This window comes from Glaciihabitans sp. GrIS 2.15 (genome assembly GCF_035984695.1).
Lineage (GTDB): Bacteria > Actinomycetota > Actinomycetes > Actinomycetales > Microbacteriaceae > Lacisediminihabitans.
The window spans coordinates 19,765-44,342 of record NZ_JAXCHU010000017.1; the positions used below are offsets into that span (position 1 = coordinate 19,765).

A 24,578-nucleotide genomic window follows, 5' to 3' on the forward strand; every position below is an offset into this window, starting at 1 on the left:
ATCCCGATTGGCTCATCGGCGAAATAAAACATTTTTGACGGTCCGCGAGGCCGTGCTGGCTCGTCGTCGCCAGCATGGGGTCAGCCCCCCCGTATTCCGGCTATTGGCTGTGGATCTGCGCGTCTTCACTCCCACCCGATTGAACACCTTGCCGATTGCGCTCGCGGTTAATCCCATCTTGGTGGGATCTGAGCTGTGCGAGGCAACGTGGGAGAGGCGCGGGATCGAATCGCGATGGCATCGATCCATAACTGAGGGCGTTCGGTTTGCAGTTGCGCCTCGGCGCTCCAGCTCGCGCACCTAAAACTTCATCGCCGCAGCTATGAACTTCTGGTCGGCCTTCGTCAGCAGAAGGATCGTGCGGATCAGGTCGAATGCTTCACTTATCATGGCGGGCAGCTTCTTTTTATCAACGCTGGAAGCGCGATCGAGGACTTCCGCCGCAATCGCCACGTCGAGACCCTCGAGTTTCAGCAGCGCGAGAATTTCGCGGGCATCCTTACCGAATATGGGTTGAGTGGGGGCCGAAAATTCGTGATCTTCCAGCTCATCGACGACCACGCCCGCCTCGCGGTCGCCAGCGCTGGGGCCCGGGCTGGTGTTGGGCACGGGTCCTTCGTCGCGCAGAACCGACAGGGAGGAGCTGGACATGATCGGGGTATTCCTGGTTCTCGCCGTACATCAGACGGTGGACTTGCTCTGAGGTGCTGGCCTCATCCAATCTGACACGAAAGGCTTCCGCGGGTGACTTCAGAGAACTGGGTATCAGGTCCTCGCCGTAGTGCCTCACGTTAAGATGCTCGCGAAAGTTGATTCCCTGCCTCATTTGTTTTTGCTCGCGAAACGGCAGCGGTGATCGCTCTGGTTTTGTCTGTGGCGAGGGTGATGACGCGGGTCTGGATCGCGGTGATTTGCCGGGTCAGTTCTGCCGGGTTTGTGGCCTCGAACACTGTGTCAAGCTCGGCAACTTTCTCCGCGCTGAGGACTCCGGACTTCAGCACACGCTGGTAAGGGGTGCGAGGTTTGTCATAGACGCGCGTCTTCTTGCCATGCTTGTGCGATCGCCAGTCGACGGCTTTCGTCGTCGCGGTGAACATGTTCAACCGCACCCGCACGAGCAAGTAGAGCTCGTTCAGTAGCTGCAACTCGACGGTCGTGTTGTAGCGGTAGTGGAACGCGTGGCGACGCACCACGTCGCCGTTCTTCTGCTCGACGTGCGCGTTATCGTTCGATTTGTAGGGCCTCGACCGGGTGAAGAACAGGTTCCGGTCCCCGGCCCACTTGATCAAGGCGTGATTGATGAACTCGCCCCCGTTGTCGGTGTCCAGCCCGACCAGTGGGAACGGTAGACGGGCCTCGATCTGCGTCATCGCCTCGATCACCCACCGGTGGGCACCATTTTTCAAAGCCATGTTCTCTGTCCAGCCGGTAAACACGTCGGTCACCGTCAACGTGTGCACAAACTCGCCCTGCAGCGTCGGGCCACAGTGCAGGACCAGGTCTGCCTCCACGAACCCGGGAGCTTTCTCGTGTTCGTCTCCGGCCTTGCGAACCTGGATCAAGTTGCGCAGCAAAGGTCCCGGCTTCGTCCCCGACAGGCCCACCAGCTGAGCACCATCGCGAGTGGGTTTCAGCAGCCGGTCGATCGTCGCCCCGGACACCGTCAACAGCTGCGCCCGCGTGTGCTCGGTCAACCGCTTCCCGTCGAGCTCGTGATGTTGCTCCAGCTTCGGCAGCCAGATGCTCATCGTTGCGGCCAGATACTTCCCCGATGGACGCCCGGCAAGGTTCCACACCTGGACCAGCAGCTTCAGCGTGTCATAGCCATACGTCCGACCACGGGGCTTGCGTTTCACCGCCTTCGCTGACCCCTTCCGGCTTCACCGCCACCGTCAACGCCCGCCGCGCGTTCGCCCTCGACCAGCCCGTCGTCGCAACCAGCTGATCAAGCATCACACCCTTGGCCTTCTTCGAAGTTTTCGCATACTCGGCCGCGTGCTTCTTCGTGATCTCTCGGCGCGCGCTCATCGACAACGTGTGACCCATCTGCCAAGCACACCGCAGCACCCAGGCGATGACCGACATTTCGCGAGCAGTTACCAAATGAGGCACGCACCCCATTTCGCGAGCACTTTAGATGAGTCTCGTCGCTCGCTTGCAATTCGCCGATAGGCAGGTAAACTGAATATCAAGTCAACGGCCAGTCGGCGCCCAATTCCGCACGAATCGTTGTGAGAATGCCGAGGGCCAACGATCCCCGACCGAAAGATCCCGCTGATGAGATCCATGCCTCGCCTCAATCGTGGGGGAGCGACGGGGGTGTTCGGAATGGTGGCGACTATCCTCGGGCTGTGCGTCCTCGGCTGGGGAACCCTGCTCATTGCAGTTGTACCGGCACACCTCCAGTTCGGGACTAAGACGTTCGGGGTCGGCATCGGCATCACTGCCTTCACTCTCGGTATGAGGCACGCGTTCGACGCCGACCACATCGCGGCCATCGATGGGGTAACCAGAAAGCTCGTCGCCGATAAGCAGAAACCACTGACAGTCGGATTCTGGTTCTCGCTCGGACACTCGAGCGTAGTTCTCATGCTCACCATCCTGCTGTCGCTCGGGGTGAGAGGGCTAGTTACATCCGTTCACGACAGTGGATCTGTGCTCCATCAGGTCACGGGCATCGTGGGGCCGATCGTCTCGGGACTATTCTTGTACCTTCTCGCGGCCGTGAACATCGTCGTGCTGGTGGGCATTGTCAAGGTGTTTCTGAGGATGCGAACCGGCAGCTACGATCCCCAGGCACTCGAGGGACAACTGGAAAAACGCGGCATTGCAAATAGGCTCCTGGGCCGCCTGATGCGTTCCATCAAGAATCCACGCCAGATGTACGGAATCGGTCTTCTTTTCGGGCTCGGCTTCGACACCGCGACAGAGGTCGCCCTGCTGGTGCTCGCGGGCGCTGGTGCGACGAGCGGACTGCCGTGGTATGCGGTGCTCTGCCTGCCCATACTCTTCGCTGCCGGGATGTCGTTGTTCGATGCGCTCGACGGCTCGTTGATGAATTTTGTCTACGGCTGGGCGCAGGCGCGGCCAGTACGGAAGGTTTACTACAACATGACGGTCACCGGACTGTCCGTGATTGTCGCGCTCGGTATCGGCACGGTGGAGCTCCTGGGACTGCTCGGTGGCCAGCTCGGTCTTGTCGGGCCGCTGTGGCGCTGGGTCGAGAGCGTAAGTCTCGGCGACCTTGGTGTGGCCGTGGTCGTTTTATTCGTTCTTACCTGGATTGTTGCCGTCGCCGTGTGGAAATTCGGTCGCGTCGAGAACCGTTGGGCCGGATCACGCAGTTTACAGATTGACAGGTAAACTGTATGTTTAAGACACACACCGCTGAAAACGCGACCAACACAGAGCTGTGGAGAGAATCATGCCTAACGTCACCGAGACCATAACCGGACCCGATGGGGCACAGGCTCTCATCCTCCTCGCAACGGCCGGGGCCACAGCAGCATCGTGGGACTCCGTCGTCAGCCCACTTGCGGAGCAGTTCCGCGTCGTCGCACTCGCGCCGAAGGGCGGCACGCTTGATGAGCTGGGCGCTCAGGTCATCGCGGCGCTCGACGAGCTCTCAATCGATCGTGCCTACATTGCAGGCGCCGGTATCGGCGGTCTCACCGCCGTCTGGCTCGCGATCCACGAGCCGCGGCGCGTGAGCCGCATCGCGCTCGTTGGCTCGGCCCTGGGCGTTTCCAGTGGCTCGGCTGTCGATACTTGGATCACGCCCGCCCTTGCTGGCAGGGATGCAGCTCTCGTGGCCGGCCTTCAGGCGCAGATGGATACCGTGGGCGAGATCGCTGAAGTCGACTCCAGCGCTCTTGCCGAAGACCTCGGTCGCGTCGCGGCGCTCACTCTCGTGGTTGCGGGCGCCGAAGATCCCCTCGCGCCGGCCGATGCCGTGCGCGCGTTCGCCTCTCTAATCCCGGATGCCCGGATCGTCGTCGTACCGGGAGCCGCCCACCTCGTCGCGGTGGAGCAGCCGGCCATCCTGTCCCGCCTGCTGCTCGAACATTTTGGATCTGCGGCGACGTTGGAGGTTGGATACGCGAGCCGGCGGGTCGCGCTCGGCGATGCCCACGTCGATCGGACGATCGCCGGCATCACCGAATTCACCGAACCGTTCCAAAACTTCCTCACGCGTTACTGCTGGGGCGAGGTGTGGACGCGGCCCGAGCTAAGCCGCCGCGACCGCTCGCTCGCCACCATTGCTTCCCTCGTCACCCTCGGCGCCGAGCACGAAATCGGCATCCATGTGCGAGCCGGTCTCCGACACGGTCTCGAGGTACAGGAGCTCCAAGAAGTGCTTCAGCATCTCGCGCTCTACGCCGGACTTCCGCGAGCATTCGGTGCGCTGCAGTATGTGCAGCGAATCCTCATCGAGGACGGCCTGCTCCCCGCATCGCCCGCCTAATAACCACCGCCCCAACAGACTCCAAAGGAGGAGCCATGACCCTGTCGTACTTGAAGCCCCCGGTCGAAATCGATGTCAATGATCCCGTGTCCACCACGCATTCCGGGGGGACGCCCGAGGGACTGGCGCCCGGTTACGTGTTGCCCGCAGGCGCCGGGCCGGCCAGTTGGTTTATGCAGGCGCTGTTCACCATGAAGGCTCGTGCCCTCGATACCAACGGCCAGTTCTCGGTGGTCGAGCAGCTCGCTCCGCGCGGGTTCGCCGCTCCAGCACACACCCACTCGAACACCACTGAAGCGTTCTACGTGCTCGAGGGTGTGATGGACTTCGCCGTTGGCGACACGGTGTACGAAGGCATCGTCGCTGGTGGATTCGCCTATGTTCCGCATTCGACACGGCACGAGTTTCGCGTGACGTCGGAGACCGCGAAGTTTTTGCTCATCACGACTCCCGGCGGTTTCGAAAAGTACTTCGAAGCCCTCAGCAGCCCGGCGACCGCGTACGAGTTGCCGTCGACCGAACATCGTCAGCTCACACCGGATGAGGTGATCGCGGCGAAGCGCCTGTATGGCGCCATGCCGACCAACGACGGGTCGTTGTTCGAACCGCACGAACATCCGCACGGTGACGACAGTCACAACCACTCACACGGTGATCACGATCACTAAGCGAGTGAGGCGCACCGAATGAACCACGACAACGCCGTGGCAAGCGGGCGGGGGCGCATCGATGTCCACGCGCACTTCCTGCCGGACTTTTATTCTGCGGCCGCCGCGGCCGCCGGCCACAGCCAGCCGGATGGCATGCCACGCCTGCCCGCCTGGAGCGCGGAGGACCACCTACGTTTCATGGATAGGGCGGGTGTCGAAACTGCGATCCTTTCGATCTCGAGCCCGGGTGTCCACTTCGGGAACGACCAGGCTGCGATCGAGCTAGCACGCCGTGTGAATGAAACTGGCGCCGGGATCTCAGCCGCCTATCCGGGCCGCTTCGGTTTCTTCGCCTCGGCGCTGCTTCCCGACGTGGATCACTCCGTCGCTGAGGTGAGCTACGCCATTGACGAACTTGGCGCAGTCGGCGTTGTACTGTTCAGCAACACCGATGGCATGTACCTCGGCGACCCGCGCATGGACCCCCTCATCGCAGCGGTCGCTGCGCGAAAGTCGACGATTTTTATCCACCCGACTACGCCAGTGTGTGGCGAAGCGCTCACACTTGGTCGTCCCGCACCCATCCTCGAGTTCCCCCTCGACACGACGCGTGCGGTGACGAACCTGGTGCTCTCCGGAGTTCTCGATCGTCACCCGGGTGCCACTGTCGTCCTGCCCCACGCTGGCGGCGCTCTCAGTTCGATCGCTGATCGCGTCGCCGAGATCAGCTCCCGCCTCCTACCGCCACCGGCGAACGAGGTCGACTTTCTCGGCACGCTACGGTCCTTCTATTACGACATCGCCGGATTTCCCTTTCCGAGGCAGATCCTGTCTGTCCTCGGCCTCGTTGGACCGGACAAACTGCTGTTCGGGACCGACTGGCCCTACACCGTCGAACCCACGGTACTCGGGCAGGTGGCGGCGTATGAGCGGTCGGAGATCTTGGATGCGGAGGCGCACCGCCTCCTCGATCGAAACACGGCAGAGGTCCTATTCCCGCAATTCGCCCACAAACACTAGATAAAAAGGTACGCGTCATGCCAGAAGCTGCTCTCGTCCGCCCTGTTCTGAAGCCCGGCCTGCTGTATATCGACGGTGGGTGGCGAGAGGCCGCGGGCTCGGCAACAATGGAGGTCATCGACCCGTCGACCGCCACTGTGGTCGGCACCGTGGCGGATGCTGCTGATAGCGACCTCGATTCCGCGGTGGCTGCCGCTCGCACAGCCTTTGAGCGAGGCTCATGGTCGCGCCTTCCCGCGCGGGAGAGAGCGCGGACGCTGCACAGGGTAGCTGACCTCATGCGCGAGCGTGCCGACGAGCTTGTGGCCATTGAGAGCATGGATGTTGGCAAGCCCGTCACGTTCTGTCGGCCCGTCGACGTGCTGAACTCCGCAGACCAGTTCGAGTACTGCTCCGCCCTCGCGCAGACGATAGACGGTTCGGTTCGCGACACCCCGATGAACGCGTTCGCCTATACCCGCCGCGAGCCACACGGCGTAGTCGGTGCGATAACCCCGTTCAACTTCCCCCTCGTCCTCAGTTCGAACAAGCTCGCCCCGGCCCTCGCTGCGGGCAATTCGGTCGTGCATAAGCCAGCACCGGACACTCCGCTTTCAGCACTCGCAATGGCCGCCATCTTCGAGGAGGCCGGCATACCCGCTGGCGTCGTCAACGTGGTCACGGGAGGGCGACCTGCGCTCGGTGAAGCCATGCTTCGTCACCCTGATATCAACAAGATCGCGTTTACCGGATCCACCGCAGTCGGTCGTCTCATCGCCTCGAGCGCCGGACAGAGTCTCAAGCCGATCAGCCTCGAGCTCGGCGGTAATGGCGCGCAGATCGTGTTCGCCGACGCAGACCTGGCTCGCGTGATCCCCTCGATCGTCAAGGGCATGGTCTTCAACGCCGGGCAGTTTTGCATGGGCGCCCCCAGGCTTCTGGTTGAGGCGAGCATCGAGAAGGATGTGGTGGATGCTCTGCTCGCGGAACTCGCTCACGTTCCGGTTGGCGACCCTTTTGACCCGAACACCGGGATGGGGCCGATGGCGGCGGATCGACACGTGCGCAACGTCGAGAAATATGTCGCGCTCGGAATCGAGTCAGGGGGAGTGGTCCTGACCGGCGGTGAGCGATTGGAGCTCAATGGTGGTTTTTACTACTTGCCGACAGTGATCACAGGGGTCGCCAACGACTCGCGCATCGTCCAAGAGGAGATCTTCGGTCCGGTGATCACGGTGCAGACATTCCGCGACGAGGCTGAGGCGATCGTGTTGACCAATGGCACTCCGTATGGCCTGGCTGCCGGTCTACACACGACGAATATCGCGCGCGCTCATCGGGTCGCCGCCCAGCTGGAGGCCGGTATCGTCTGGGTCAACGACTGGGCGATGCTTGATCCTGCTGTTCCGTTCGGTGGGGTCAAGAGCTCGGGGTATGGCCGCGAAAACGGGCACGAGGCCATCGACGAATACACGCGAACGAAGTCCGTCGTCATCTCGCTCGGCTGAACGTTCAGCCGCTCGGCGCTAGCGCAGAGCCCGACGGAGATGCCCCCGGATCTCGCGACCCGGGGGCATCCGCATCCCTTGGTTCCTAGGCGTAAAAGCGGTAGAGACCGCGCGCCACGACGGCCGGTTTTGGCTGGCCCTCGATCTCGATGACCTGGTCGACAGACAGTTGCACGCCGCCCTGCAGAATGACGACATCCGCGACGGTGGCAGTCATTCGGATGCGTGCGCCGACGCGCACCGGGGCCGGGAACCGTACTTTATCCAGGCCGTAATTGATTTTCGTCGCCACCCCTTTCACCTCGAGCAGTTCCGTCCAGAACGGGATCGCAAGCGATAGCGTCAGGAATCCGTGAGCGATGGGACCGCCGAACGGGCTGCTTTTGGCGCGCTCGGGGTCGGTGTGTATCCACTGGTGGTCGTCGGTGGCATCGGCGAAGGTGTCGACCTGTTCCTGCGTCACCGTACGATATTCGGTGAAGCCGAGGTCTCTCCCTTTCACGTTTTCGATGTCGGCGAATTCGATTTCTGTCGTACTCATTGGTGCTCCTTGACTAGCGGTAGATGTGGCTCAGCCGGAAGTTGACGAAAGACCGAGCAGCCTGAGCGCGTTGGCTTTGAGGATTTTGGGGCGCACTTCGTCTTTCAACGGAAGGGCGGCGAAGTCGCCGAGCCAGCGATCGGGGTGGATCAGGGGATAGTCCGACCCGAACAGCACCTTGTCCTGCAGCAGTGAGTTCGCCTGCCGCACGAGGCTCTCGGGAAAGTACTTCGGGGACCAGCCGGAAAGATCGATCCACACGTTTGCCTTGTGGGTTGCAATGGAGATCGCTTCGTCCTGCCAAGGAACAGATGGATGGGCCATGATGATCTGCAGGTCGGGAAAGTCCGCCGCGACTGAGTCAAGGTGCATCGGATTCGACAGCCCGAGCTTGAGCCCAAAACCGCCGGGGAGCCCGGCTCCGATTCCGGTCTGGCCGGTGTGAAAAAGCGCGGGAACGCTGAGACGCTGGATTTCACTGTATAGCGGGTAAAGCCACTCGCTCGATGGGTTGAAGTTCTGCACGGTCGGATGGAACTTGAAGCCCTTCACGCCGTACTCCTCGACGAGCATCCTCGCGCGGGTAATTGCGGCATCGCCCGTGTGGGGGTCGACAGACCCGAACGGGATGAGCACGTCGTTGTTGCGCGCGGCACCGAGCGCAAGCTCCTCACTGCTATTGGCGGCGTGCTTCAGCCGGGTGCCAGCATCCACCGTGAACACGACTGCCGCGATCTTGCGCTCACGGTAAAGCTCTGCGATCGAGTCGAGACCCAGGCGATCGGCATTCGCTTTGAAGTATTTGCTGGAGGCGTCGACTAGAACCTGGGGGAGTGCGTTGTGCCCTGATTCGTCGACCTCGATGTGCACGTGCGTGTCGATGGCGATCAGGTCGTTGACGGCCAGGCCATATTCATAGGCCATGTCAGGACGCTGGCACCGGTGCGAGGTCGGCGGGAACGTCGGGGAAGCTTTCTCCGACCGTCTCGCGCTTGCCGCCGAAGAGGTCGTCGAACTGCGCTATCAGTTCGTCGTAGCTCCAACCTCCGGTGCTGTACTCGCTTGCTATCGCATCGGGGTGCGACCACAGCTGAATCCGGTCACCACCGACGCCAATGACTTGGCCGGTAACCGTGTTGGCGTCCGAGGCGAGGAAGGCGACCGTTCCCGCGACATCCGCGGCCGTTCCAAAGCCAAGCTTGTGACGGAAGAAGTTCGGAATGGGCTCTCCGGCTGCCTGAGCCTCGACGGCTTTCTGAAAGTAGGGGATGGTTGCAGTCATGGCCGTAGCGGCCACCGGTATGAGCGCGTTCACGAGGATGCCGGCGCGCTTCAGCTCGAGCGCCCAGGTTCGCACCATCCCGACGATGCCAGCCTTTGCAGCCGCGTAGTTCGTCTGGCCGAAGTTGCCGCGCTGGCCGGTTGGCGAACCTATGCAGATGATGCGCCCGCCCTCACCCTGTGCACGGAACTGGATGACGGCCTCACGAACGCAGACAAAGGTCCCGCGGAGATGGACGTTGATGACGGTGTCGAAATCTTCGTCCGACATTTTCCAGACCACGGTGTCGCGCAAAACACCGGCGTTCGTGACAAGTATGTCGAGGCGTCCAAAATTCTCCACCGCCGCGGCGACCAGGGCCTTCGCGGTTTCAGTGGTGCCCACCGGTGCAACGAGCGCAACGGCGTTCCCTCCGGCGTCCCGCACGGACTGGACTGCTTCCGCTGCGATCGTAGCGTCGACATCGTTGACCACGACGGATGCGCCCTGAGCCGCGAGCTCGAGCGCGTAAGCGAGGCCGAGCCCCCTGCCGCTTCCGGTCACAATCGCGACTTTGCCTGCCAGGCTCATGGTTCTCCTCGACGTTGATAAGAAAGGGATCGCGCCGTGAGTTTCGCGCGAACAGAGTCGAGTAGAACACGATTAGTTAAAAAGATCAACAATAGATAAACACCTACGAATTGTCGGCGGTGTCCGCTGTGCCAGATTCTTCGACGATATGATTTCGGCATGGAGGACGAGATTAGTCGGCCAGCTGCACCCATACGCAGCGCTCATCCGGCGACGCCCGACATCCGCCTCCGCGCTACTGATCTCGTCAACGAGATCGAGTTTCTCGCTGCGCGCGCCAGATCTCTCGGAAGCGCAAGGGCCAACGAAATGCTCGCTCCCCTCGACCTCAAAGTGCGCTCATACTCGATCCTGGCGCTCGCTTGCAGCGGCAAGGGTCCGTCCCAGCGTGAGCTCGCAGAGTTTCTCAGTCTCGATCCGAGCCAGATCGTCGCGCTGGTAGATGGCCTCGAGGCTCGAAAACTACTGAAGCGCGCCCCGGATCCCAGCGACCGACGATCCAAGATAATCAGCGCAACTGCCGAGGGCCGTCGGCTCTACGTCCGGGCGACCGTCGCGGTCCAGCAGGCCGACGACATTTCCCTGCGCACACTGAGCGCCGACGAGCGCGAGCAGCTACGGACCCTGCTAGGGCGCATCGCCTTCGATGAGGGTAGCTAGCTGCTCTTCCCGCCCCCCGCCCTTATCGACGGCGGATCCTCCTCGTCTTCCGTCCCTTGACAATCAGGCTACCTGCATTCATAATCGACCGACAGGCAGCCTGACTATCAGGTGGCCTCAGCAGGAGATGTTTCCCCCGTCGCTTGTGTCCGACTTAGCGCGGCCGGGCAGGATCCACCCAACTTTTCAACGAGGCAAAAATGGGAGTTGCAATGAAGCACAAAAAAATTCTGGGGGTCGTCGCCGTGGCGGCCACGCTCGCCCTCGCTGGCTGCTCGGCCAACACGGGTTCCCCCACCAGCACGGGCTCCACCGCCAGCTCGGGCCCGATCCAGATCGGCATGCTCAGCCCGCTGACCGGCAACCTGTCCAGCCTGGGCGTTCCCGCCCAAGAGGCTGCGCAACTTATGATCCAGACGATCAACTCAACCGGCGGCGTAAACGGAAGTAAGCTCACACTCATCGTCAACGACGATAAGTCCGATGTCACCCAGTCGGTCACGCTGTTCAACCAGCTGGCCGCCGACAAGTCGACATCGATCATCCTCTCGTCCGTCAGCGCCGCAAACTCCGCGGCGGTAGGACCGAGCGCCCAGACGGCTGCCATACCAATGTTGGCTATTGGCCCGGTCGACTCGTACGCGAATGGCAGTAACAAGTACGCCTTCAGCGTGTCAGCTCCCACGGCCAAAGTGAGCGATGTCCTCGCGAAGTACTTCGCGTCGGTCAGCGTGAAGAAGCTGGCCCTCGCCTATCTCACGCAAAGCTCCGCAATGCAGCCGGCCGCAAATGCAACTGCCGCTGCCGCTAAGAAACTGGGCATTCAGGTCGTGCTGAGCGAGGGCTTCGACGTCACGGCAACCGACTTCACGCCGCTCATCACGCACGTCAAGCAGTCCGGGGCCGACGCGCTCATGGTCTGGGGCCCGGGCGCCGGACCGGCTATTCTCACCAAGCAGATCGCGGGATCTGGCGTCAAGCTGTTCATGAGTGGCGCGCAAGCATCATCGCTCTACACGAAGCCGACCGGCACAGCTTCCAACGGCGTCGTGCTCTCAAGCGGCGGCGCAATGGCGTACGAGGCAATGCCCGCGGGTGCCTACAAGACCGAAATCGGCAAGTTCGTCACCGCGTGGGAAAAGGGGCACAGCGGAGCATTCCCTCCCCAGTTCGCCTTCGACGCCGCGACGGCTGTGCAGCTTGCGGCGGCCGCCATCAAGTCCGCAGGCTCATCGGACCGTACCTCCATCCGCAACGCACTCGAAAAGCTGAACACGCTGACGGTGGGTGGTCGCTTTACGTTCTCCGCGACAGACCACTCGGGCCTCCACGCCTCGGATATCGCGATCGTTGAGATCCAAGACGGCAAATTCGTGGCTACGCCGTACACGAAGAAGCAGTTCGCAGCCGACCCGCCCAAGTAACACCCATCTCCACGACTCGACGACGAGACTCAGATGCTTTCCATCACCGCACTATCGCGCTCCTACGGCGGGGTATTCGCCGTGCGAGATGTCAGCCTCGTTGTCGAGCGGGGCGAGCTGCGGGGCATCATTGGCCCCAACGGCGCCGGAAAATCCACGCTCATGAACCTCATCAGCGGGCAAACCCAGCCCCTCCGCGGGTCGATAGATTTTGACGGTGGGAGGGTCGAACGACTCCCCACACATCGTCGAGCGCGGCTCGGGATCGCTATCGTCTTCCAAGGGGCACGACTTTTCCCCGGAATGACGGTGCTCGAGAACGTCATGGTGGGAACGACCTCGATCACACGTTCCGGAGCATTTGCGGCCGCCCTGCGGCTTCCCGCGCAGCGTCGCGAGGAACGTGACATCAAAGAGAGAGCGGTCGCCGCTCTCGCGAGGGTCGGTCTCTCCGACTGGGCAAATCGACCCGCTGACTCCCTGCCACTTGGCCAGCAGCGCCGGGTGCAAGTCGCCCGCGCCCTCGCGGGAGCACCCAAACTTCTCCTGCTCGATGAGCCGGCTTCCGGCCTTCGCGCCGCCGAACGCCGCGACCTCTCCGACCTCATCGCGCAGATGCACGACGAGGGGATGACCATCGTTCTTATCGAGCACGATGTCACGATGGTCATGAGGCTCGCGACCCGCATCGCCGTTCTCGACCTGGGTGAGGTCATCGCCGACGGCACACCCGATGAGGTGCGCAGTAACCAGCGCGTCATCGACGCCTATCTCGGAACGGAAGTATCCCGTGCTCACTCTTGAGGACGTCGTCATTCGTTACGGAACCGCGACCGCAGTTGACGGAGTCAGCGTCTCGGTTGAGAAGGGCGAGATGGTCGCCCTGGTCGGGCCCAATGGCGCGGGCAAGTCGTCGATTGTCAACGCGATCAGCGGGGTTATTCCCGTCGCATCCGGGATGATCACTGTCGATGGCCCGAGCGCCCAGGTACCCGAGGGCCGGCAGATGTTCGCCGACATGTCCGTCGATGACAACCTGCGACTCGGTGCCTGGCGGGTAAAGGACCGCAACCCAGCGGCCATTTACGAACTCCTGCCCGATCTGGCTCGAATGAAAGACCAAAAGGCCGGCACGCTCTCAGGCGGCCAGCAGCAAATGGTCGCCGTCGGTCGGGCACTCATGGCCGGCCCGGACCTTCTGCTCGTCGACGAGCTCTCTCTTGGCTTGGCGCCACTCGTTGTCGCCAACCTCGCGAACTACCTGATCGAACTCAACGCCTCACGCGGAACGACCATCCTGCTGATCGAGCAAGAGGTGGACCTAGCGTTCCGGATGTGTGCGCGAGCGTATGTCCTTGAGGCGGGCAAGATCGTCGCGTCCGGAGCCTCCGCAACCCTGGCGGCCGATCCACACCTCAGCGCGGCCTATCTCGGTGGCATCGAAACCTCGGCAGATCGAAAGAGAACCAAGTGAACGCCCTGCTCATCTACGTAGCCTCCGGCATCACGATCGGTGCGACCTACGCACTCGTCGGCAGCGGGTTCGTCGTAGTCCACCGGGTAACCCATGTCGTGAACTTCACGCAGGGAACTCTTGCAGTGTTTGGGGGGCTCGTCTCGTACTCGTTCCTTAGCTTTTCGATCCCCCATGGGCTCGCCGAGGTACTCGCCGTGGTCCTGACTGGCCTTATCGGCCTCGCCTTCGGCTTTGTCACCATTGGAAAAAAGGGAACGCCACCGCTCACCGCACTGCTCATCACCCTCGGCCTGTCAATCCTCTCCGAGGGAATCTTCGTGACGATCTGGGGTCAGTCGCCGATAGCGCCCGAGGGACTCGGCGGTACGACGGTCATCCTCGGTGCGTCGATTGAGAACCAGCGCCTGCTCACGGCAGGGATCGCGGTGGTCGCCTTCATCCTGCTCGGCATCTTCTTCGGGCGCACCTATCTCGGCAAGGGGATGACAGCCGCCGCATCCAATCCCCGCGCAGCGGCGCTCGTTGGAATCGATTCGCGCCGGATGGGCTTTATCGCCTTCGCGATCGCGGGGATGCTCGGCGGCCTGGCCGGTGTGGTGACCGCCCCGTTCAGTCCGATTTCTTTCTCGTCTGATCTCCCGCTCGCGCTCGGTGGATTCGCGGCGGCCGTGTTTGGTGGTCTTTCCAGCCCGTGGCTCACCGTCGTCGGTGGCCTCGTGCTGGGGATCAGCGGCCAACTCGTCGCCGGCTACTTCGGCGGCTCATACCAAACGGTTGCGGCCCTGGTGATGCTGCTCGTCGTAATGATAGCGAGGCACAAGAGCCTCTCCGCCGAGGAGGCAAAGTGAACCGGTCTATCCAGCGAGCGATCCCGACGGCGGTGGTTACTCTCATCGCAATTCTCATCCCGCTGTTCCTGAACGACGAAACCTTCTACGTGCAGACCGTGCTCGCCGCTGTCGTCGTGGTCGGTCTGTCGCTGTTCATGGGATACGCGGGCCAGGCGTCGCTCGGCCAGGGTGCGTTCGTCGCAATTGGTGCGCTAACGGTCGCCGTCTCGACGGTCAGCCTCCACGTGCCGCCGCTTATTGCTCTCATAGCTGCACCACTCATTTCGGCCGGGCTCGCCTATCTTCTGGGGCTACCGCTGCTGCGGCTTCGTGGCCATTACCTGGCCTTCGGAACGCTCGCCGTATTGCTGCTCGTCGGCGCCTTGATGGGCGGGGTCCCCATCCTGGGCGGCGGCGCGGGTATCGTCGGCATCCCTAGTCTCGGCATCGGGAGTCTCGTAGTGACTGGCCAGCTGTTCTTCGCCTACCTTGCCCTCGCAGTGCTCGCCATCACAATGGTCGTCTCGCACAACGTCATCTCGAGCAGGTTCGGGCGCGGGGTGCGAGCAGTCGCGGGCAGCGAGTCAGCAGCAGCGTCATCCGGTGTTCCGGTCCTTCGGACCAAGCTCGCCGTCTTCGCCCTCGCCGGGGGGTGCGCGGGGCTCGTTGGCGGCATCACTGCGTTCTTCATCCCCTACGTAAGCGCAGAATCGTTCCCGCCGTCCATGTCGTTTACCTACGTGATCATGGCCGTCATCGGAGGCCTCGGGACGCTGTGGGGCGGTGTGGTCGGAACGGTCCTCGTGTCCGTTCTCGTCCAGGCGCTCAACACCATCAGCAACGTTCCGGGCACGCCGCCCATCGTCGGCACGATCCTTCAGTACGCGGCCTATGCAATAATCCTCATTCTATTTCTGCTCTACATGCCCCGCGGCCTATGGCCGACGGTGGGCGATGCCGTGAAACGGCGACTGGCGAAGCGAGTAAAAGGCAGTCAAGCTGACTATTCTGATCAGCATGCCTGAAGATCGCACCGAGGCGGCAGCATCTGCCGTAACTCTCGTTTACCTGATTAAGCAGGTCGAGTCGGCTGTCCGCTCCCAGATGGATGGTGTCGTGAACGCGGCGGGGCTGACACTTCCGCAGTACACCTCCCTGACGGTCCTTGAGCGACGCCCAGGGATAACGGCGGCCGAACTGGCACGGAATTCCTTCGTTCGTGCACAGTCCATGGCTCAACTCGTCACCGGGCTCGAAGAGCAGGGCCTCATCCATCGCGATCGTGACCCCAACAATCGACGACAGGTTCTGATCTCACTCACCTCGGAGGGGCAGAAAGTTTTGGATGGGGTGCGTGAACCGGTTGCGGGGGTCGAAGACAAGATGATCTCCGTGCTCTCGCAGCAGGACATCGAGGGACTTCGACACAGTCTCCATGCCTGTCGCGTTGCGCTGACCGGAACCGGCCCGCGCTGACTGCTTTCGGTCAATTCGCGGGCGTGCTCAGCGAACTGTACTGGGCGCGCAGGACGGCTTTGCGGACCTTACCGCTCGCTGTCCGCGGAAGCTCCTCGACGATGATGATCGACTTCGGTGTCTTGTAGCGTGCGATCTTCCCCGCCAGGTGGCGTTGAACATCTTCCGCCGTCACCACTGCGCCGTCACGCGCAGTGACAACCGCGACGGGCACCTCGCCCCATTTGTCGTCGGGAACACCAATGACGGCAACGGATCCGACCTGGGGCAACTCGATGATGAGCTTCTCGACTTCTGCTGGATAGACGTTCTCGCCACCGGAGATAATCATGTCTTTCAGTCGATCGGAGATAAACAGGAATCCGTCGCTGTCCTGATAACCCATGTCGCCGGTACGGAACCAGCCATCGGGGGTGATCGACTCGAGAGGGAGCTGGGGGAAGCCCCAGTACCGTCGGATGACGTTGGGGCCGGAAATCTGAATCTCGCCCATCTCGCCGATGCCGACAGGTTCGCTGGTGTCGTTGACGATGCGCATCTGGGTGAAGAAGTGTTGGACCCCTGACGAACCGATTTTTTCGCGCGTCCATTCCGGATGAAGAGTGGTCACGCCGGGGCCGGCCTCTGTCATCCCGTAGCCACCCGTAAAGGAGAGGCCCCGATCTTGGTAGGCATCGATGACACGCAGCGGAACGGGCGAGCCCCCGCAGGTGAGCTTCTGCAGGGAGCTGATGTCACGTCGAGCCCAGTCAGGATGCTCGGCCATCATCTGAAATGTCGTGGGCACGCCACTAATCCACGTAGCTCGGTGACGCTCAATCAGTTCGAGGGCGACGCCGGGGTCGAAGCGGGACTCCAGAACGACCGTCGCACCTTTGAGGAATGCGGGAAGGGTACCCATGCCTAGTGACGCGACGTGGAACAGCGGCGAGATCATGAGAGCTACATCGCTGCTGACCAGGTCGTATTCGGCGAGGACGTTGAGGCAGCTCCATGTCATGTTACCGTGCGAAATGACTGCGCCCTTCGGGCGCCCAGTGGTACCGGAGGTGTACAGGATCATAGCGTCGTCATCCAGGCCAACCTCGACGTCAACAACGGAGGTGGACGCCACGGACACGAGTTTTTCGTAGCCGACCACGTTGTCTAGGGGCGAACGGTGGCCGCCGATCTCGATCAGCAGTTGGACGCCGACGCCAGCTGCAGCCTTCCGGGAGATATTGCCGAGAGCCTCAGAGAAAAGGAACGCTACGGAGCCTGAATCGGCAAGCGCGAGGCGAATCTCGGGTTCGGCAAGCCGGGTGTTGATCGGCACGAAAACGCATCCAAGTGTCCCGGCCGCAAAGAGCGTTTCCAGGAAAGCGGGATGGTTGTCGCCAAGATAGGCGATGCGGTCGCCCTGCTGAATGCCGCGCTCGCGCAATGCATTCGCAAGCCCGGTTATCCGGGTGTCCAACTCACGGTAGGACAGCGCGCGGCCTTCGAAGATGACCGCTGGCTTAGCGCCGGATCCCAGAACTCGTCGATGGATCCACGAACCGATCCCGTTGTTCAGCATTGAAACGGCCACCCTTCACCTGCGCACCACGTAGGCAACTTCGAACGTCATTGTTCTCGGGAAAAGGTACACCGAGTGTATTCAGATTACGGGATTTAGTTAATTTGTCCAACTGTTGTGATTCCCTTGCGTTCTGGATCCGAGAAGGTACAAGCGGGTCAGTCGCGCCGCAGTTGCGACACTACCAACGCCTCAACCATTTGTGGTTCCACCCGAGAACACCGCGATGATGATGCGCATGGTGCTTGTGGCGCAGCGCGCTGACGAAATGCGGCTCACTTCCTGCTCCTCGGCTACGAGCATTGGTAGTTTGTGATCTATCGGCGTCGCTGAGATTGGATCGTCGCCGAAACCTGCCTGAGGGGACCCAGTTGGCTATCGAGGATGTAGCGTACGAGCAGATTCGCGCCGCGATCGCCGGTGGGGAGATGCATCCGAACGAGCGGCTGGTCGAGGCGGATCTCTCCGCTCGGTTCGGCGCGAGCCGAACCGCCGTGCGAACTGCGCTGGTACGGCTTGAGCAGGAGGGGCTCGTCGAACACAAGCGTAACCACGGCGCGAAGGTTCGGCTCATCGGCGAACTGGAGGCAACGGAGATCTACGAGACCCGGGCCGTGCTCGAAGGCCTCGCAGCCCGCAAAGCCGCAATCGTTTGCACAGAAACGGATGTCGAACACCTGCGCGAACTGCTCGGCGCAATCCAGCAGAAGTTGGATGCCGGAGATCTCATTGAAGCGTCGGATCTCAACGCCGAGCTGCACTCGACGATCATCCGGATCGCCCGGCATTCGACTGCAGAGCGCCTGGTCGGTGGGCTCAATACGCACCTTGTGCGCTATCACTACCGGACCATCCTTCAACCCGACAGACCCCGCAAGTCGTTCGAGGAGCATCGGGCGATCGTCGATGCCATCGCCGCGCACGATCCGGATCGTGCGGAACAACTGATGCGCACACACCTCGAGTTCGTTATTGCGACCCTGCGGCTACCGCTTCCGCCGGAAGTGCTCAATCAGCAGCGCCGGTAGATTGACCAGCCGATCGACGGCACATCTTGACAGGTGGCATTAGTCGAGAGTCGGGGTTCCATGGGTGTGGAACGTGGAGATGGTCTGGAGGCCCCAGGCCTGCCCTTTCGCCCGCTCCTCGGCTGTCCAGGTAATGGTTTTCCAGTCGGGTTCGAGGATGAGGCGAGCGCCGGCGTTGCATAGCTCGATCCGGTTTCCGCCGGGCTCCCACACGTACAGGAAGAAGGTCTGCTGGATGGCGTGCTTGTGCGGGCCGGTCTCGATGTGCACGCCTGCCTCGAGGAACACGTCGGCCGCTCGGAGGATATCGTCGCGGCTGTCGGTCGCGAACGCGAGGTGGTGGAGGCGCCCGTTGGCGCCTGCCCAGTCCTCCGTGTAGACGAGGTCGTACGACTTGTTCGTCACGGAGTACCACACTCCCGAGTATCCGCTCCCGTCCGCTTTCGCGATGCGCTCGGTGCAGCATGCGCCGAGCACATTCACCAAGAAGGCTGAGGTCGACGGAACATCACCGGTGAGGTAATTGACGTGATCGAGTCGGCGGATGTTCGCGCCGCGGCCCGGATACCGTGCCGCTTGGTTCTTCAGAGCAGGCCGGTTGCTGTCATCTGCGACGAATCGCTCGACCTCCCAGTACACGCCCATCGCGTGTCCGTCAGGATCGGTGAACAGGAACGTGGCGCCGAGGCCGCGGATGTCATCGACCCAGCCCTCGCCGTAGCCGCTGGCCACAATGCGTAATACCAGTCGCTCGAGTGCGGGGGGACTTGCGGCCCGTAAGTAGGTTCGTCCGATGCCCGCCTTTTCTCGAGCGATGATACGGATCGTGAACGACTCGTAGTCGTCCCAGCTGTGCAGGTAGATGCTGCTGTCGTCCCTGCCGACCTCACTGAGCGCCATGAGGTCGACGAAAAAGTCGCGAGTCTCCTCGAGCGTGGGCGTGAACAGCTCTACAGGGCCGACGTGCGCGATATCGCGAGGCCAGTCGATGGGCGGGTTGTCGGGCTCAACGTTGGGTTCAGTCATTGCGTTCTTCCGTTTCCGTTGTCGTTCGTGGCCACACGAGACCGTCGAACAGTTTGCGGACGGTGCGGACGACCGCGCTGCGACGCACGATCGGTGGATTGATGGCGGTGTCGAGTTCCACGTCGACGTCGAAGAAACCGGTCGGGTGCTCGATACGAACGCGAGTTTCACCGTCGGGTAATTCGAGCAGGTCGGCGGCGACCGAGCCGGGTATAAGCGCTCCGGCAGCAACCGAGATCGCCCCGACGACACCGATCGAGGTGTGTACTCGGTGCGGGATGAATGTTCGCGTCGAGAGGTTGCCCCCTTCGGTGGGCGCCGCGACAATTGAGATCTTCGGAACCGTGTCGTCCGTTACATCTCCGAGCCCCATCGCCACACCAGCCTTCAGCCGGATACCCTCGATGATTCGCTTGAGGGTTTCGTCCGTTTCCAGGTCGGCCGGGGACTCGAGGCCGGTGATCCCGACTGTATCTGCTCGCACGAGCACGACGGGCATCCCAGCGTTCACGCAGGTGACCTCGATGCCGTCGAAGGTATCGCGTGCGGCGCCGGTCGGTAGCAGCTGCACTTCGGGCGTCGGCGATTCGAGCGGTATCGCCGCTGCCGCGAACGGGACCCCTGAGATCATCGCATCGCCCGAGTAGTCGACGCGCCGGCCCGGGGTCGGGACGCGCGCAATGGTGAGTCCGCCGGAGGGATTGAGCGTGCGGATGCGAACGTCCGTCGTGTCGCCCGTCGCCGCGATGATTCCGCGCTCGATGGCGAACGGTCCGACACCGGCGAGCAGATTGCCGCAGGTCTGGTTGCTGCTCACCAGGGGCTTGTCGACCTGCACCTGCAGAAAGAGGTAATCTACGTCGAACCCGGGCTCGGTCGAGGCCGCCACAATGGCGACCTTGCTGGTGAGTGGGTGCGCGCCACCGAGCCCATCGATCTGCCGGTCATCTGGCGACCCCATGACGCGAAGGAGAAAGTCGTCTCTCTCGGCCTCGTCCGGCGGAAGATCCTCGCTCAGGAAGTACAGCCCCTTTGACGTGCCGCCACGCATCATCATGCTGGCTACTCCGTCGATGCCGAACTGGGTCATCGGAATCTTTCCCCGCGCGGGATGCCTTCGCTCACCGTCTCGAGCACCCTGATTGTGGCTTCGGCCATGATCGGTCGACCACCCGTTGCCTCGATCATCTCGACCGTGGCCAGCATCTCGTGCACCCGCCGTTCGCTGTGTGCGGAGGTCCCCTCAATAAGACGGCGGAGGAAAGCCGTATCGAGGTGCGTCAGGGTCTCGTCGATGTGATCGGAGAACCAGTCGCCGAGTTCAAGGGATTCCGCCGTGCGCATCCCCTCGATAAGCAGCGCGGTCATACCCTTGACGACGATGCTTCGCAGGAGCTTGCGTGCAGCCGCTTGGCCGGCGATTTCACCGACGGCCTCGATCTTCATGCCGAGCGGCGCGAGGATTTTAGCGGCGTCCGCCGCTCCTGTTCCCGAGGCTTGCGCCGGAGTCGAGAGTCGTGCACGCGGCACCGGAGCGAGAAGAGTCACGTCCGCGAACCGAAATCCCAGATCAGCGGCCCGCCGGGAGAGCGCCAGTTTTTGCATCGGACTCGAACTTGAAAGGTCGGCGAATATCGCATCAGCGGGGACGCTTTCAGCCACGTCGTCGAACACCCGCATGGCGATCTGCCCGGAAGTCAGGACCAGAATGATGTCCGATTCCCTGACAGCCTCGGCCGCCGTCGCAACCACGCTGAAACCGTCTGGCTCGCCCCTCCACGCGGGGTCGAATCCGACCACGTCCGCGTTCTTGGCGAGGTCGGTGGCATAGATGCACCCCGCCTCGCCCAGTCCGAGGACAGCGACCCGCGGCATCAGGCAGACTCGATGTCGTCCACGTAGACGACGCCGAGCTGGTCGAGCAGCGGGCGGAGGTCATACAGATCGAGGCCGAGCTCACCCCGCTCGAACTGCGCGCGTTTTGCTTCCTCGTTGGCTATGCGTTTTGTCGCGGCATCCAAAACGTGGGAGGCGAGGGAGACGGGGATCGCTACGACACCATCATCATCGGCAATGATCACGTCTCCCGCATTCACCAACTGGCTGGCGGCAATCACCGGGACGTTCACCGAGCCCGCAGTCGCCTTGACGGTACCCTGCGAATGGACGGCACGTGACCAGATCGGGAAATCCATCTGACGTAGCGTCGCAATGTCGCGCACCCCCGCGTCAGTCACCATGCCAATGACACCACGTGCTTTGAGGGAGGTGGCGAGAAGGTCGCCGAACATCCCGTGCTCGGAGTCTGCTGTCGTGGTCACGACGAGGATGTCCCCGGGCTGGCAGACCTCCACGGCAGCGTGGATCATCAGGTTGTCGCCCGGGTGCGACAAAACGGTCACGGCGCTACCAGCGATCGTTGATCCGGGCATCCTTGGTACGATCCGCGTTCCGAGCAGGCCGATCCGTCCCGCCGCTTCGTGCACAGTCGCGACTCCGGCTTCGCGAAGGCCCGCGATGACCTCGGGGGATGCGCGAACAATGTTGCGAACGACTATGTTTCGGGCCACCGTTAGTCCAGCCTGTCGGTGACCTGTGGGTATACGCGCATATACGCTTCCCCGAAGGTGTTGGATGGTAGACCCAGATTGAGCCCGCTGTTTCGTTTCGCCTGGCTGCCGCGACGCTTGCCAAGATCCGTGTAGTAGTCGACGAGATGGCCCTGTGCACCCATGGCGTTCATCGCTGCGACCTTCTTGTCCCAGACGGGGCTGATGTCGAGGAGCACGTCCGGCTTGAACAGGCTTACTTCGCTCTGGTGCGGCTCGAAGCAGAACACCGGGGGAGCAGCAAGCACGCCATCTTTGGTCGGAAGGCTGCGGTCGCTATTCGGCACACCGGCAGCTTGGGCCAGGATCCGGGCCTTGCGGGCGATATCACCCGCCGGACCGTGGTCGGTATTGTAGGGATCAAACGGAGCGTGAGTGAGTACGACCGTCGGCTGGAGCTCCCGGTAGAGATCGACCAGGCTGGACAAAAGCTGCGGCGTTTCTTCCAGCGGGTAGTCGCCGGCATCGAAGAAGCGGATTTCGGCGCCTAACGCAGCCGCGGCAGCTTCACCTTCTGCACGGCGCACCGCCTTGACCTCGTCAAGGGTTTTTCCTGCGAGCCACTGAGAGGCAGATTCGCCCTGTTCTCCGAAACTCAGGCACGCTACGAGCGCGCGTTCGCCTCGCGAGACAGCAAGCGCGATCGCGCCACCGGCCCGCCACACAAAGTCTCCCGGGTGAGCTGTTATTGCGAGTGTTGTTTGTGGACCGCTCATCTCGAAAGTCTCCTCATTGACACGCCTAAGAGTTCTTCGTAACGCTAAACAATGTCGACAGCATTGTCAACAATATGCTTATAAATCGGCACGAGTCGTTAGGGTTGACGCCATAATGGCATCTCAACTGGAACCAGGACGGACGCTACTGTCTTCCGGAGTGACGCGAATCCGCATCCCGATAACCGATGGCTCGGAGCCGGAGACGAGTGGATACCTACTGCGGCACGCGAACGACAGCGTCACGATCGTGGATCCTGGCGAGTCATCCTCTCTCGCCCGGGGCGCTGTTGACTGCGCCCTCACCTCAGCAGGCTCGCCAGCAGTCGCCTCGATCTTCGTCACACATGCCCACCGCGATCACGCCGCGGGAGCCCCGGCTTTAGCGCGCAGGTACGACGTGCCAGTCATCATCCATCCGGCGGAGTCGGCCGAAATCAAGGCTTCTCGAGACGACAGCTGGCGAATGCAGAGGAGTCGAAAGCTTCGCGAGTGGGGCGTGCCGACGGACCAGGCGAAGGCGATGCTCGGATCTCCTCACCTGCTTCCGGACTGGCAGGACGTAAAGCTTTTATTTGTAACCGACGGCGAGTTCCTGCCGTTCTCAAATGAGCGCTTCCAGGTAGTCGGTGTGCCAGGACACACCGCCGGGTCGCTCGCGCTATTGGCTGCCGCCGACTCGTTGCTTCTGTCCGGGGACCATCTTCTCGCCCATCGGCACGTGGGAGTTGGAATTGGCGCGGACTTCGGAATCGACCCACTCGGCGACCAATTGGCCTCGCTTGAGCGCCTGCGCAATATCGGGCCAGCGATGATCGCCCCCGGTCATGGCCGTCCTTTTATAGAGGTCGAGGAGCGCATCGCAGTAGAGCGCGCCCACCTGTTGCGCAGGCTGGCTGAGGTTCGGTCGTCGCTCGATCATGCTCCGACCATATCCCTGTGGCACCGGGCGGCCACCCTCAGCTGGCGTCGTCCATGGATAGAACTGGATTCGCGGCATCGACGTGTCGCACTGACCCAGCTGGCGCATTTTGTCTCACATTTGGACCATGTCCGCGAATGAAAGCATTCCGCTTTCTCAATACCCTTTGATCAACATATTTTGACCGCTATATATATGTGCAACGTCAAGTGATTAGCTTTGGGACCTTTCTCCTTGAATGTCGTGTAGGTCGCTGCGCTGACGTATCCCTTGGGTCTGCTGCACGGGTTGCGGACGGCTTTTAGTCACGCACCCAGTGCGGCTTTCGTGTTCATGATGGCCTCGAATTCGATCGGGGTAAACCGGCCGAGTCTGGCCTGCCTGCGGCGTCGGTGGTAGGTCCGTTCGATGCAGGTCACGATTGCAATTCGCAACTTCTCCTGGGTTGCCCAGGAGCGGCGGTCCAGGGGGTTCTTCTGCAGCGGGCTGGAGAACGATTGTGGCATTGATGCTCCTAAAGTTGTCAACTCGCTCTTCAAAGCCGAACTGATCCGTAACCGTGGCCAGTGGAAAGGCATCGACGATCTCGAGATCGCTGTCGCCGAGTACATCGACTTGTTCAACCGCCGCCGCCTCCACGGCGAATTCGGCCACAACACACCTATCGAGAAAGAGGACATCCACTACTCACAAACCCCGTCCCTCGACCGAGAGAACGGGTCAACGGAAGCCTCCACCAAACCTGAGTATTTGAGCTTTTGGGGGCCACCGATATTGACGTTCGGGGCCACTGGTCGATCTGGTCAGTAGCGCGGTGTGGGGCCACCGAGTATTTCC

The 24,578-nt window shown here is 62.0% G+C and carries 27 protein-coding genes and 1 pseudogene; 15 read left to right on the forward strand and 13 right to left on the reverse strand.

Translation table 11 applies throughout. The annotated features are described in order from the left end of the window. Positions 1-300: 300 nt before the first annotated feature. The 3 genes from RCH11_RS16775 to RCH11_RS16785 all read right to left on the reverse strand — a co-directional run bounded on the left by RCH11_RS16775 (position 301) and on the right by RCH11_RS16785 (position 2,085). On the reverse strand, positions 301-651 hold the full coding sequence (locus RCH11_RS16775; RefSeq protein ID WP_327058167.1) for a hypothetical protein: 351 nt from the start codon (positions 649-651) through the stop codon (positions 301-303). A 140-nt stretch (positions 652-791) separates the two neighbouring features. Then, positions 792-1,856 carry an integrase catalytic domain-containing protein gene (locus RCH11_RS16780; RefSeq protein WP_327058168.1) on the reverse strand — a complete coding sequence of 355 codons (1,065 nt, stop codon included), beginning with the start codon at positions 1,854-1,856 and terminating at the stop codon, positions 792-794. Next, the gene (locus tag RCH11_RS16785; RefSeq protein WP_327058169.1) at positions 1,819-2,085 is read right to left on the reverse strand and encodes a hypothetical protein; all 267 of its coding nucleotides are present in this window, start codon (positions 2,083-2,085) and stop codon (positions 1,819-1,821) included. The genes RCH11_RS16780 and RCH11_RS16785 overlap by 38 nt, the downstream gene beginning before the upstream one ends. Positions 2,086-2,277: 192 nt before the next feature. Between RCH11_RS16785 and RCH11_RS16790 the strand changes: the two genes are divergently transcribed. The 5 genes from RCH11_RS16790 (at position 2,278) to RCH11_RS16810 (ending at position 7,622) form a co-directional block, all read left to right on the forward strand. Then, the gene (locus RCH11_RS16790) at positions 2,278-3,363 is read left to right on the forward strand and encodes a HoxN/HupN/NixA family nickel/cobalt transporter (protein ID WP_327058170.1); all 1,086 of its coding nucleotides are present in this window, start codon (positions 2,278-2,280) and stop codon (positions 3,361-3,363) included. Positions 3,364-3,424: 61 nt separating this feature from the next. Then, positions 3,425-4,465, forward strand: a complete 1,041-nt coding sequence (locus RCH11_RS16795) for a carboxymuconolactone decarboxylase family protein (RefSeq protein ID WP_327058171.1) — start codon at positions 3,425-3,427, stop codon at positions 4,463-4,465. 35 nt (positions 4,466-4,500) lie between these two features. Next, a complete protein-coding gene (locus RCH11_RS16800) occupies positions 4,501-5,133 on the forward strand; it encodes a quercetin 2,3-dioxygenase (protein ID WP_327058172.1) in 633 nt (210 codons plus the stop codon). A gap of 18 nt (positions 5,134-5,151) precedes the next feature. Then, the gene (locus tag RCH11_RS16805; RefSeq protein ID WP_327058173.1) at positions 5,152-6,135 is read left to right on the forward strand and encodes an amidohydrolase family protein; all 984 of its coding nucleotides are present in this window, start codon (positions 5,152-5,154) and stop codon (positions 6,133-6,135) included. A gap of 17 nt (positions 6,136-6,152) precedes the next feature. After that, positions 6,153-7,622, forward strand: coding sequence for an aldehyde dehydrogenase family protein (locus RCH11_RS16810; RefSeq protein ID WP_327058174.1), 1,470 nt, complete (start codon positions 6,153-6,155; stop codon positions 7,620-7,622). A gap of 85 nt (positions 7,623-7,707) precedes the next feature. Here the strand turns inward: RCH11_RS16810 and RCH11_RS16815 are convergent, their stop codons facing one another. The 3 genes from RCH11_RS16815 to RCH11_RS16825 are packed head-to-tail and all read right to left on the reverse strand — an operon-like array spanning position 7,708 to position 10,015. Continuing rightward, complete coding sequence (locus tag RCH11_RS16815; RefSeq protein WP_327058175.1) at positions 7,708-8,163, reverse strand: MaoC family dehydratase; 456 nt, start codon at positions 8,161-8,163, stop codon at positions 7,708-7,710. Positions 8,164-8,193: 30 nt separating this feature from the next. Further along, entirely contained in the window at positions 8,194-9,087 is an 894-nt protein-coding gene (locus RCH11_RS16820) for an amidohydrolase family protein (protein ID WP_327058176.1), read from the reverse strand. A 1-nt stretch (position 9,088) separates the two neighbouring features. Next, the gene (locus tag RCH11_RS16825) at positions 9,089-10,015 is read right to left on the reverse strand and encodes an SDR family NAD(P)-dependent oxidoreductase (protein WP_327058177.1); all 927 of its coding nucleotides are present in this window, start codon (positions 10,013-10,015) and stop codon (positions 9,089-9,091) included. 159 nt (positions 10,016-10,174) lie between these two features. Here RCH11_RS16825 and RCH11_RS16830 point away from each other — a divergent pair, with 159 nt between their 5' ends. From RCH11_RS16830 to RCH11_RS16860, 7 genes are all read left to right on the forward strand, one after another. Continuing rightward, complete coding sequence (locus tag RCH11_RS16830) at positions 10,175-10,675, forward strand: MarR family winged helix-turn-helix transcriptional regulator (RefSeq protein ID WP_327058178.1); 501 nt, start codon at positions 10,175-10,177, stop codon at positions 10,673-10,675. A 212-nt stretch (positions 10,676-10,887) separates the two neighbouring features. Then, the gene (locus tag RCH11_RS16835; protein ID WP_327058179.1) at positions 10,888-12,099 is read left to right on the forward strand and encodes an ABC transporter substrate-binding protein; all 1,212 of its coding nucleotides are present in this window, start codon (positions 10,888-10,890) and stop codon (positions 12,097-12,099) included. A 33-nt stretch (positions 12,100-12,132) separates the two neighbouring features. After that, positions 12,133-12,903 carry an ABC transporter ATP-binding protein gene (locus tag RCH11_RS16840; RefSeq protein ID WP_327058180.1) on the forward strand — a complete coding sequence of 257 codons (771 nt, stop codon included), beginning with the start codon at positions 12,133-12,135 and terminating at the stop codon, positions 12,901-12,903. Next, a complete protein-coding gene (locus RCH11_RS16845; protein WP_327058181.1) occupies positions 12,890-13,573 on the forward strand; it encodes an ABC transporter ATP-binding protein in 684 nt (227 codons plus the stop codon). The genes RCH11_RS16840 and RCH11_RS16845 overlap by 14 nt, the downstream gene beginning before the upstream one ends. After that, positions 13,570-14,424, forward strand: a complete 855-nt coding sequence (locus RCH11_RS16850; RefSeq protein ID WP_327058182.1) for a branched-chain amino acid ABC transporter permease — start codon at positions 13,570-13,572, stop codon at positions 14,422-14,424. The genes RCH11_RS16845 and RCH11_RS16850 overlap by 4 nt, the downstream gene beginning before the upstream one ends. Beyond that, positions 14,421-15,431, forward strand: a complete 1,011-nt coding sequence (locus RCH11_RS16855; RefSeq protein ID WP_327058183.1) for a branched-chain amino acid ABC transporter permease — start codon at positions 14,421-14,423, stop codon at positions 15,429-15,431. The genes RCH11_RS16850 and RCH11_RS16855 overlap by 4 nt, the downstream gene beginning before the upstream one ends. Further along, positions 15,424-15,882, forward strand: a complete 459-nt coding sequence (locus RCH11_RS16860; RefSeq protein ID WP_327058184.1) for a MarR family winged helix-turn-helix transcriptional regulator — start codon at positions 15,424-15,426, stop codon at positions 15,880-15,882. The genes RCH11_RS16855 and RCH11_RS16860 overlap by 8 nt, the downstream gene beginning before the upstream one ends. A 10-nt stretch (positions 15,883-15,892) precedes the next feature. On the opposite strand, the gene RCH11_RS16865 is transcribed toward RCH11_RS16860, so the two are convergent. After that, on the reverse strand, positions 15,893-17,440 hold the full coding sequence (locus RCH11_RS16865) for an acyl-CoA synthetase (RefSeq protein ID WP_327058185.1): 1,548 nt from the start codon (positions 17,438-17,440) through the stop codon (positions 15,893-15,895). 371 nt (positions 17,441-17,811) lie between these two features. Here RCH11_RS16865 and RCH11_RS16870 point away from each other — a divergent pair, with 371 nt between their 5' ends. Continuing rightward, positions 17,812-18,468, forward strand: coding sequence for a GntR family transcriptional regulator (locus RCH11_RS16870; protein ID WP_327058186.1), 657 nt, complete (start codon positions 17,812-17,814; stop codon positions 18,466-18,468). Positions 18,469-18,507: 39 nt separating this feature from the next. On the opposite strand, the gene RCH11_RS16875 is transcribed toward RCH11_RS16870, so the two are convergent. Genes RCH11_RS16875 through RCH11_RS16895 form a run of 5 tightly spaced genes read right to left on the reverse strand, consistent with a single transcriptional unit; the run spans position 18,508 to position 22,819 of the window. Continuing rightward, positions 18,508-19,494, reverse strand: a complete 987-nt coding sequence (locus tag RCH11_RS16875; protein ID WP_327058187.1) for a VOC family protein — start codon at positions 19,492-19,494, stop codon at positions 18,508-18,510. Continuing rightward, complete coding sequence (locus tag RCH11_RS16880) at positions 19,487-20,584, reverse strand: 4-oxalomesaconate tautomerase (RefSeq protein WP_327058188.1); 1,098 nt, start codon at positions 20,582-20,584, stop codon at positions 19,487-19,489. The genes RCH11_RS16875 and RCH11_RS16880 overlap by 8 nt, the downstream gene beginning before the upstream one ends. Beyond that, positions 20,581-21,369: an NAD(P)-dependent oxidoreductase gene (locus tag RCH11_RS16885; protein WP_327058189.1), complete on the reverse strand. Its 789-nt coding sequence runs from the start codon at positions 21,367-21,369 to the stop codon at positions 20,581-20,583. The genes RCH11_RS16880 and RCH11_RS16885 overlap by 4 nt, the downstream gene beginning before the upstream one ends. Beyond that, the gene (locus RCH11_RS16890) at positions 21,369-22,064 is read right to left on the reverse strand and encodes a 4-carboxy-4-hydroxy-2-oxoadipate aldolase/oxaloacetate decarboxylase (RefSeq protein ID WP_327058191.1); all 696 of its coding nucleotides are present in this window, start codon (positions 22,062-22,064) and stop codon (positions 21,369-21,371) included. The genes RCH11_RS16885 and RCH11_RS16890 overlap by 1 nt, the downstream gene beginning before the upstream one ends. Before the next feature lie 2 nt (positions 22,065-22,066). Beyond that, positions 22,067-22,819 carry a PIG-L deacetylase family protein gene (locus tag RCH11_RS16895; protein WP_327058192.1) on the reverse strand — a complete coding sequence of 251 codons (753 nt, stop codon included), beginning with the start codon at positions 22,817-22,819 and terminating at the stop codon, positions 22,067-22,069. 115 nt (positions 22,820-22,934) lie between these two features. Here RCH11_RS16895 and RCH11_RS16900 point away from each other — a divergent pair, with 115 nt between their 5' ends. Continuing rightward, complete coding sequence (locus tag RCH11_RS16900; RefSeq protein WP_327058193.1) at positions 22,935-23,882, forward strand: MBL fold metallo-hydrolase; 948 nt, start codon at positions 22,935-22,937, stop codon at positions 23,880-23,882. Between the two features lie 164 nt (positions 23,883-24,046). On the opposite strand, the pseudogene RCH11_RS16905 reads toward RCH11_RS16900, so the two are convergent. Then, positions 24,047-24,241, reverse strand: a pseudogene (locus tag RCH11_RS16905) (IS3 family transposase); the annotation flags it as partial. On the opposite strand from RCH11_RS16905, the gene RCH11_RS16910 reads away from it, so the two are divergent. Then, complete coding sequence (locus RCH11_RS16910; protein ID WP_327058194.1) at positions 24,150-24,551, forward strand: IS3 family transposase; 402 nt, start codon at positions 24,150-24,152, stop codon at positions 24,549-24,551. The pseudogene RCH11_RS16905 and the gene RCH11_RS16910 sit on opposite strands and share 92 nt — an antisense overlap. Positions 24,552-24,578 lie beyond the last annotated feature (27 nt).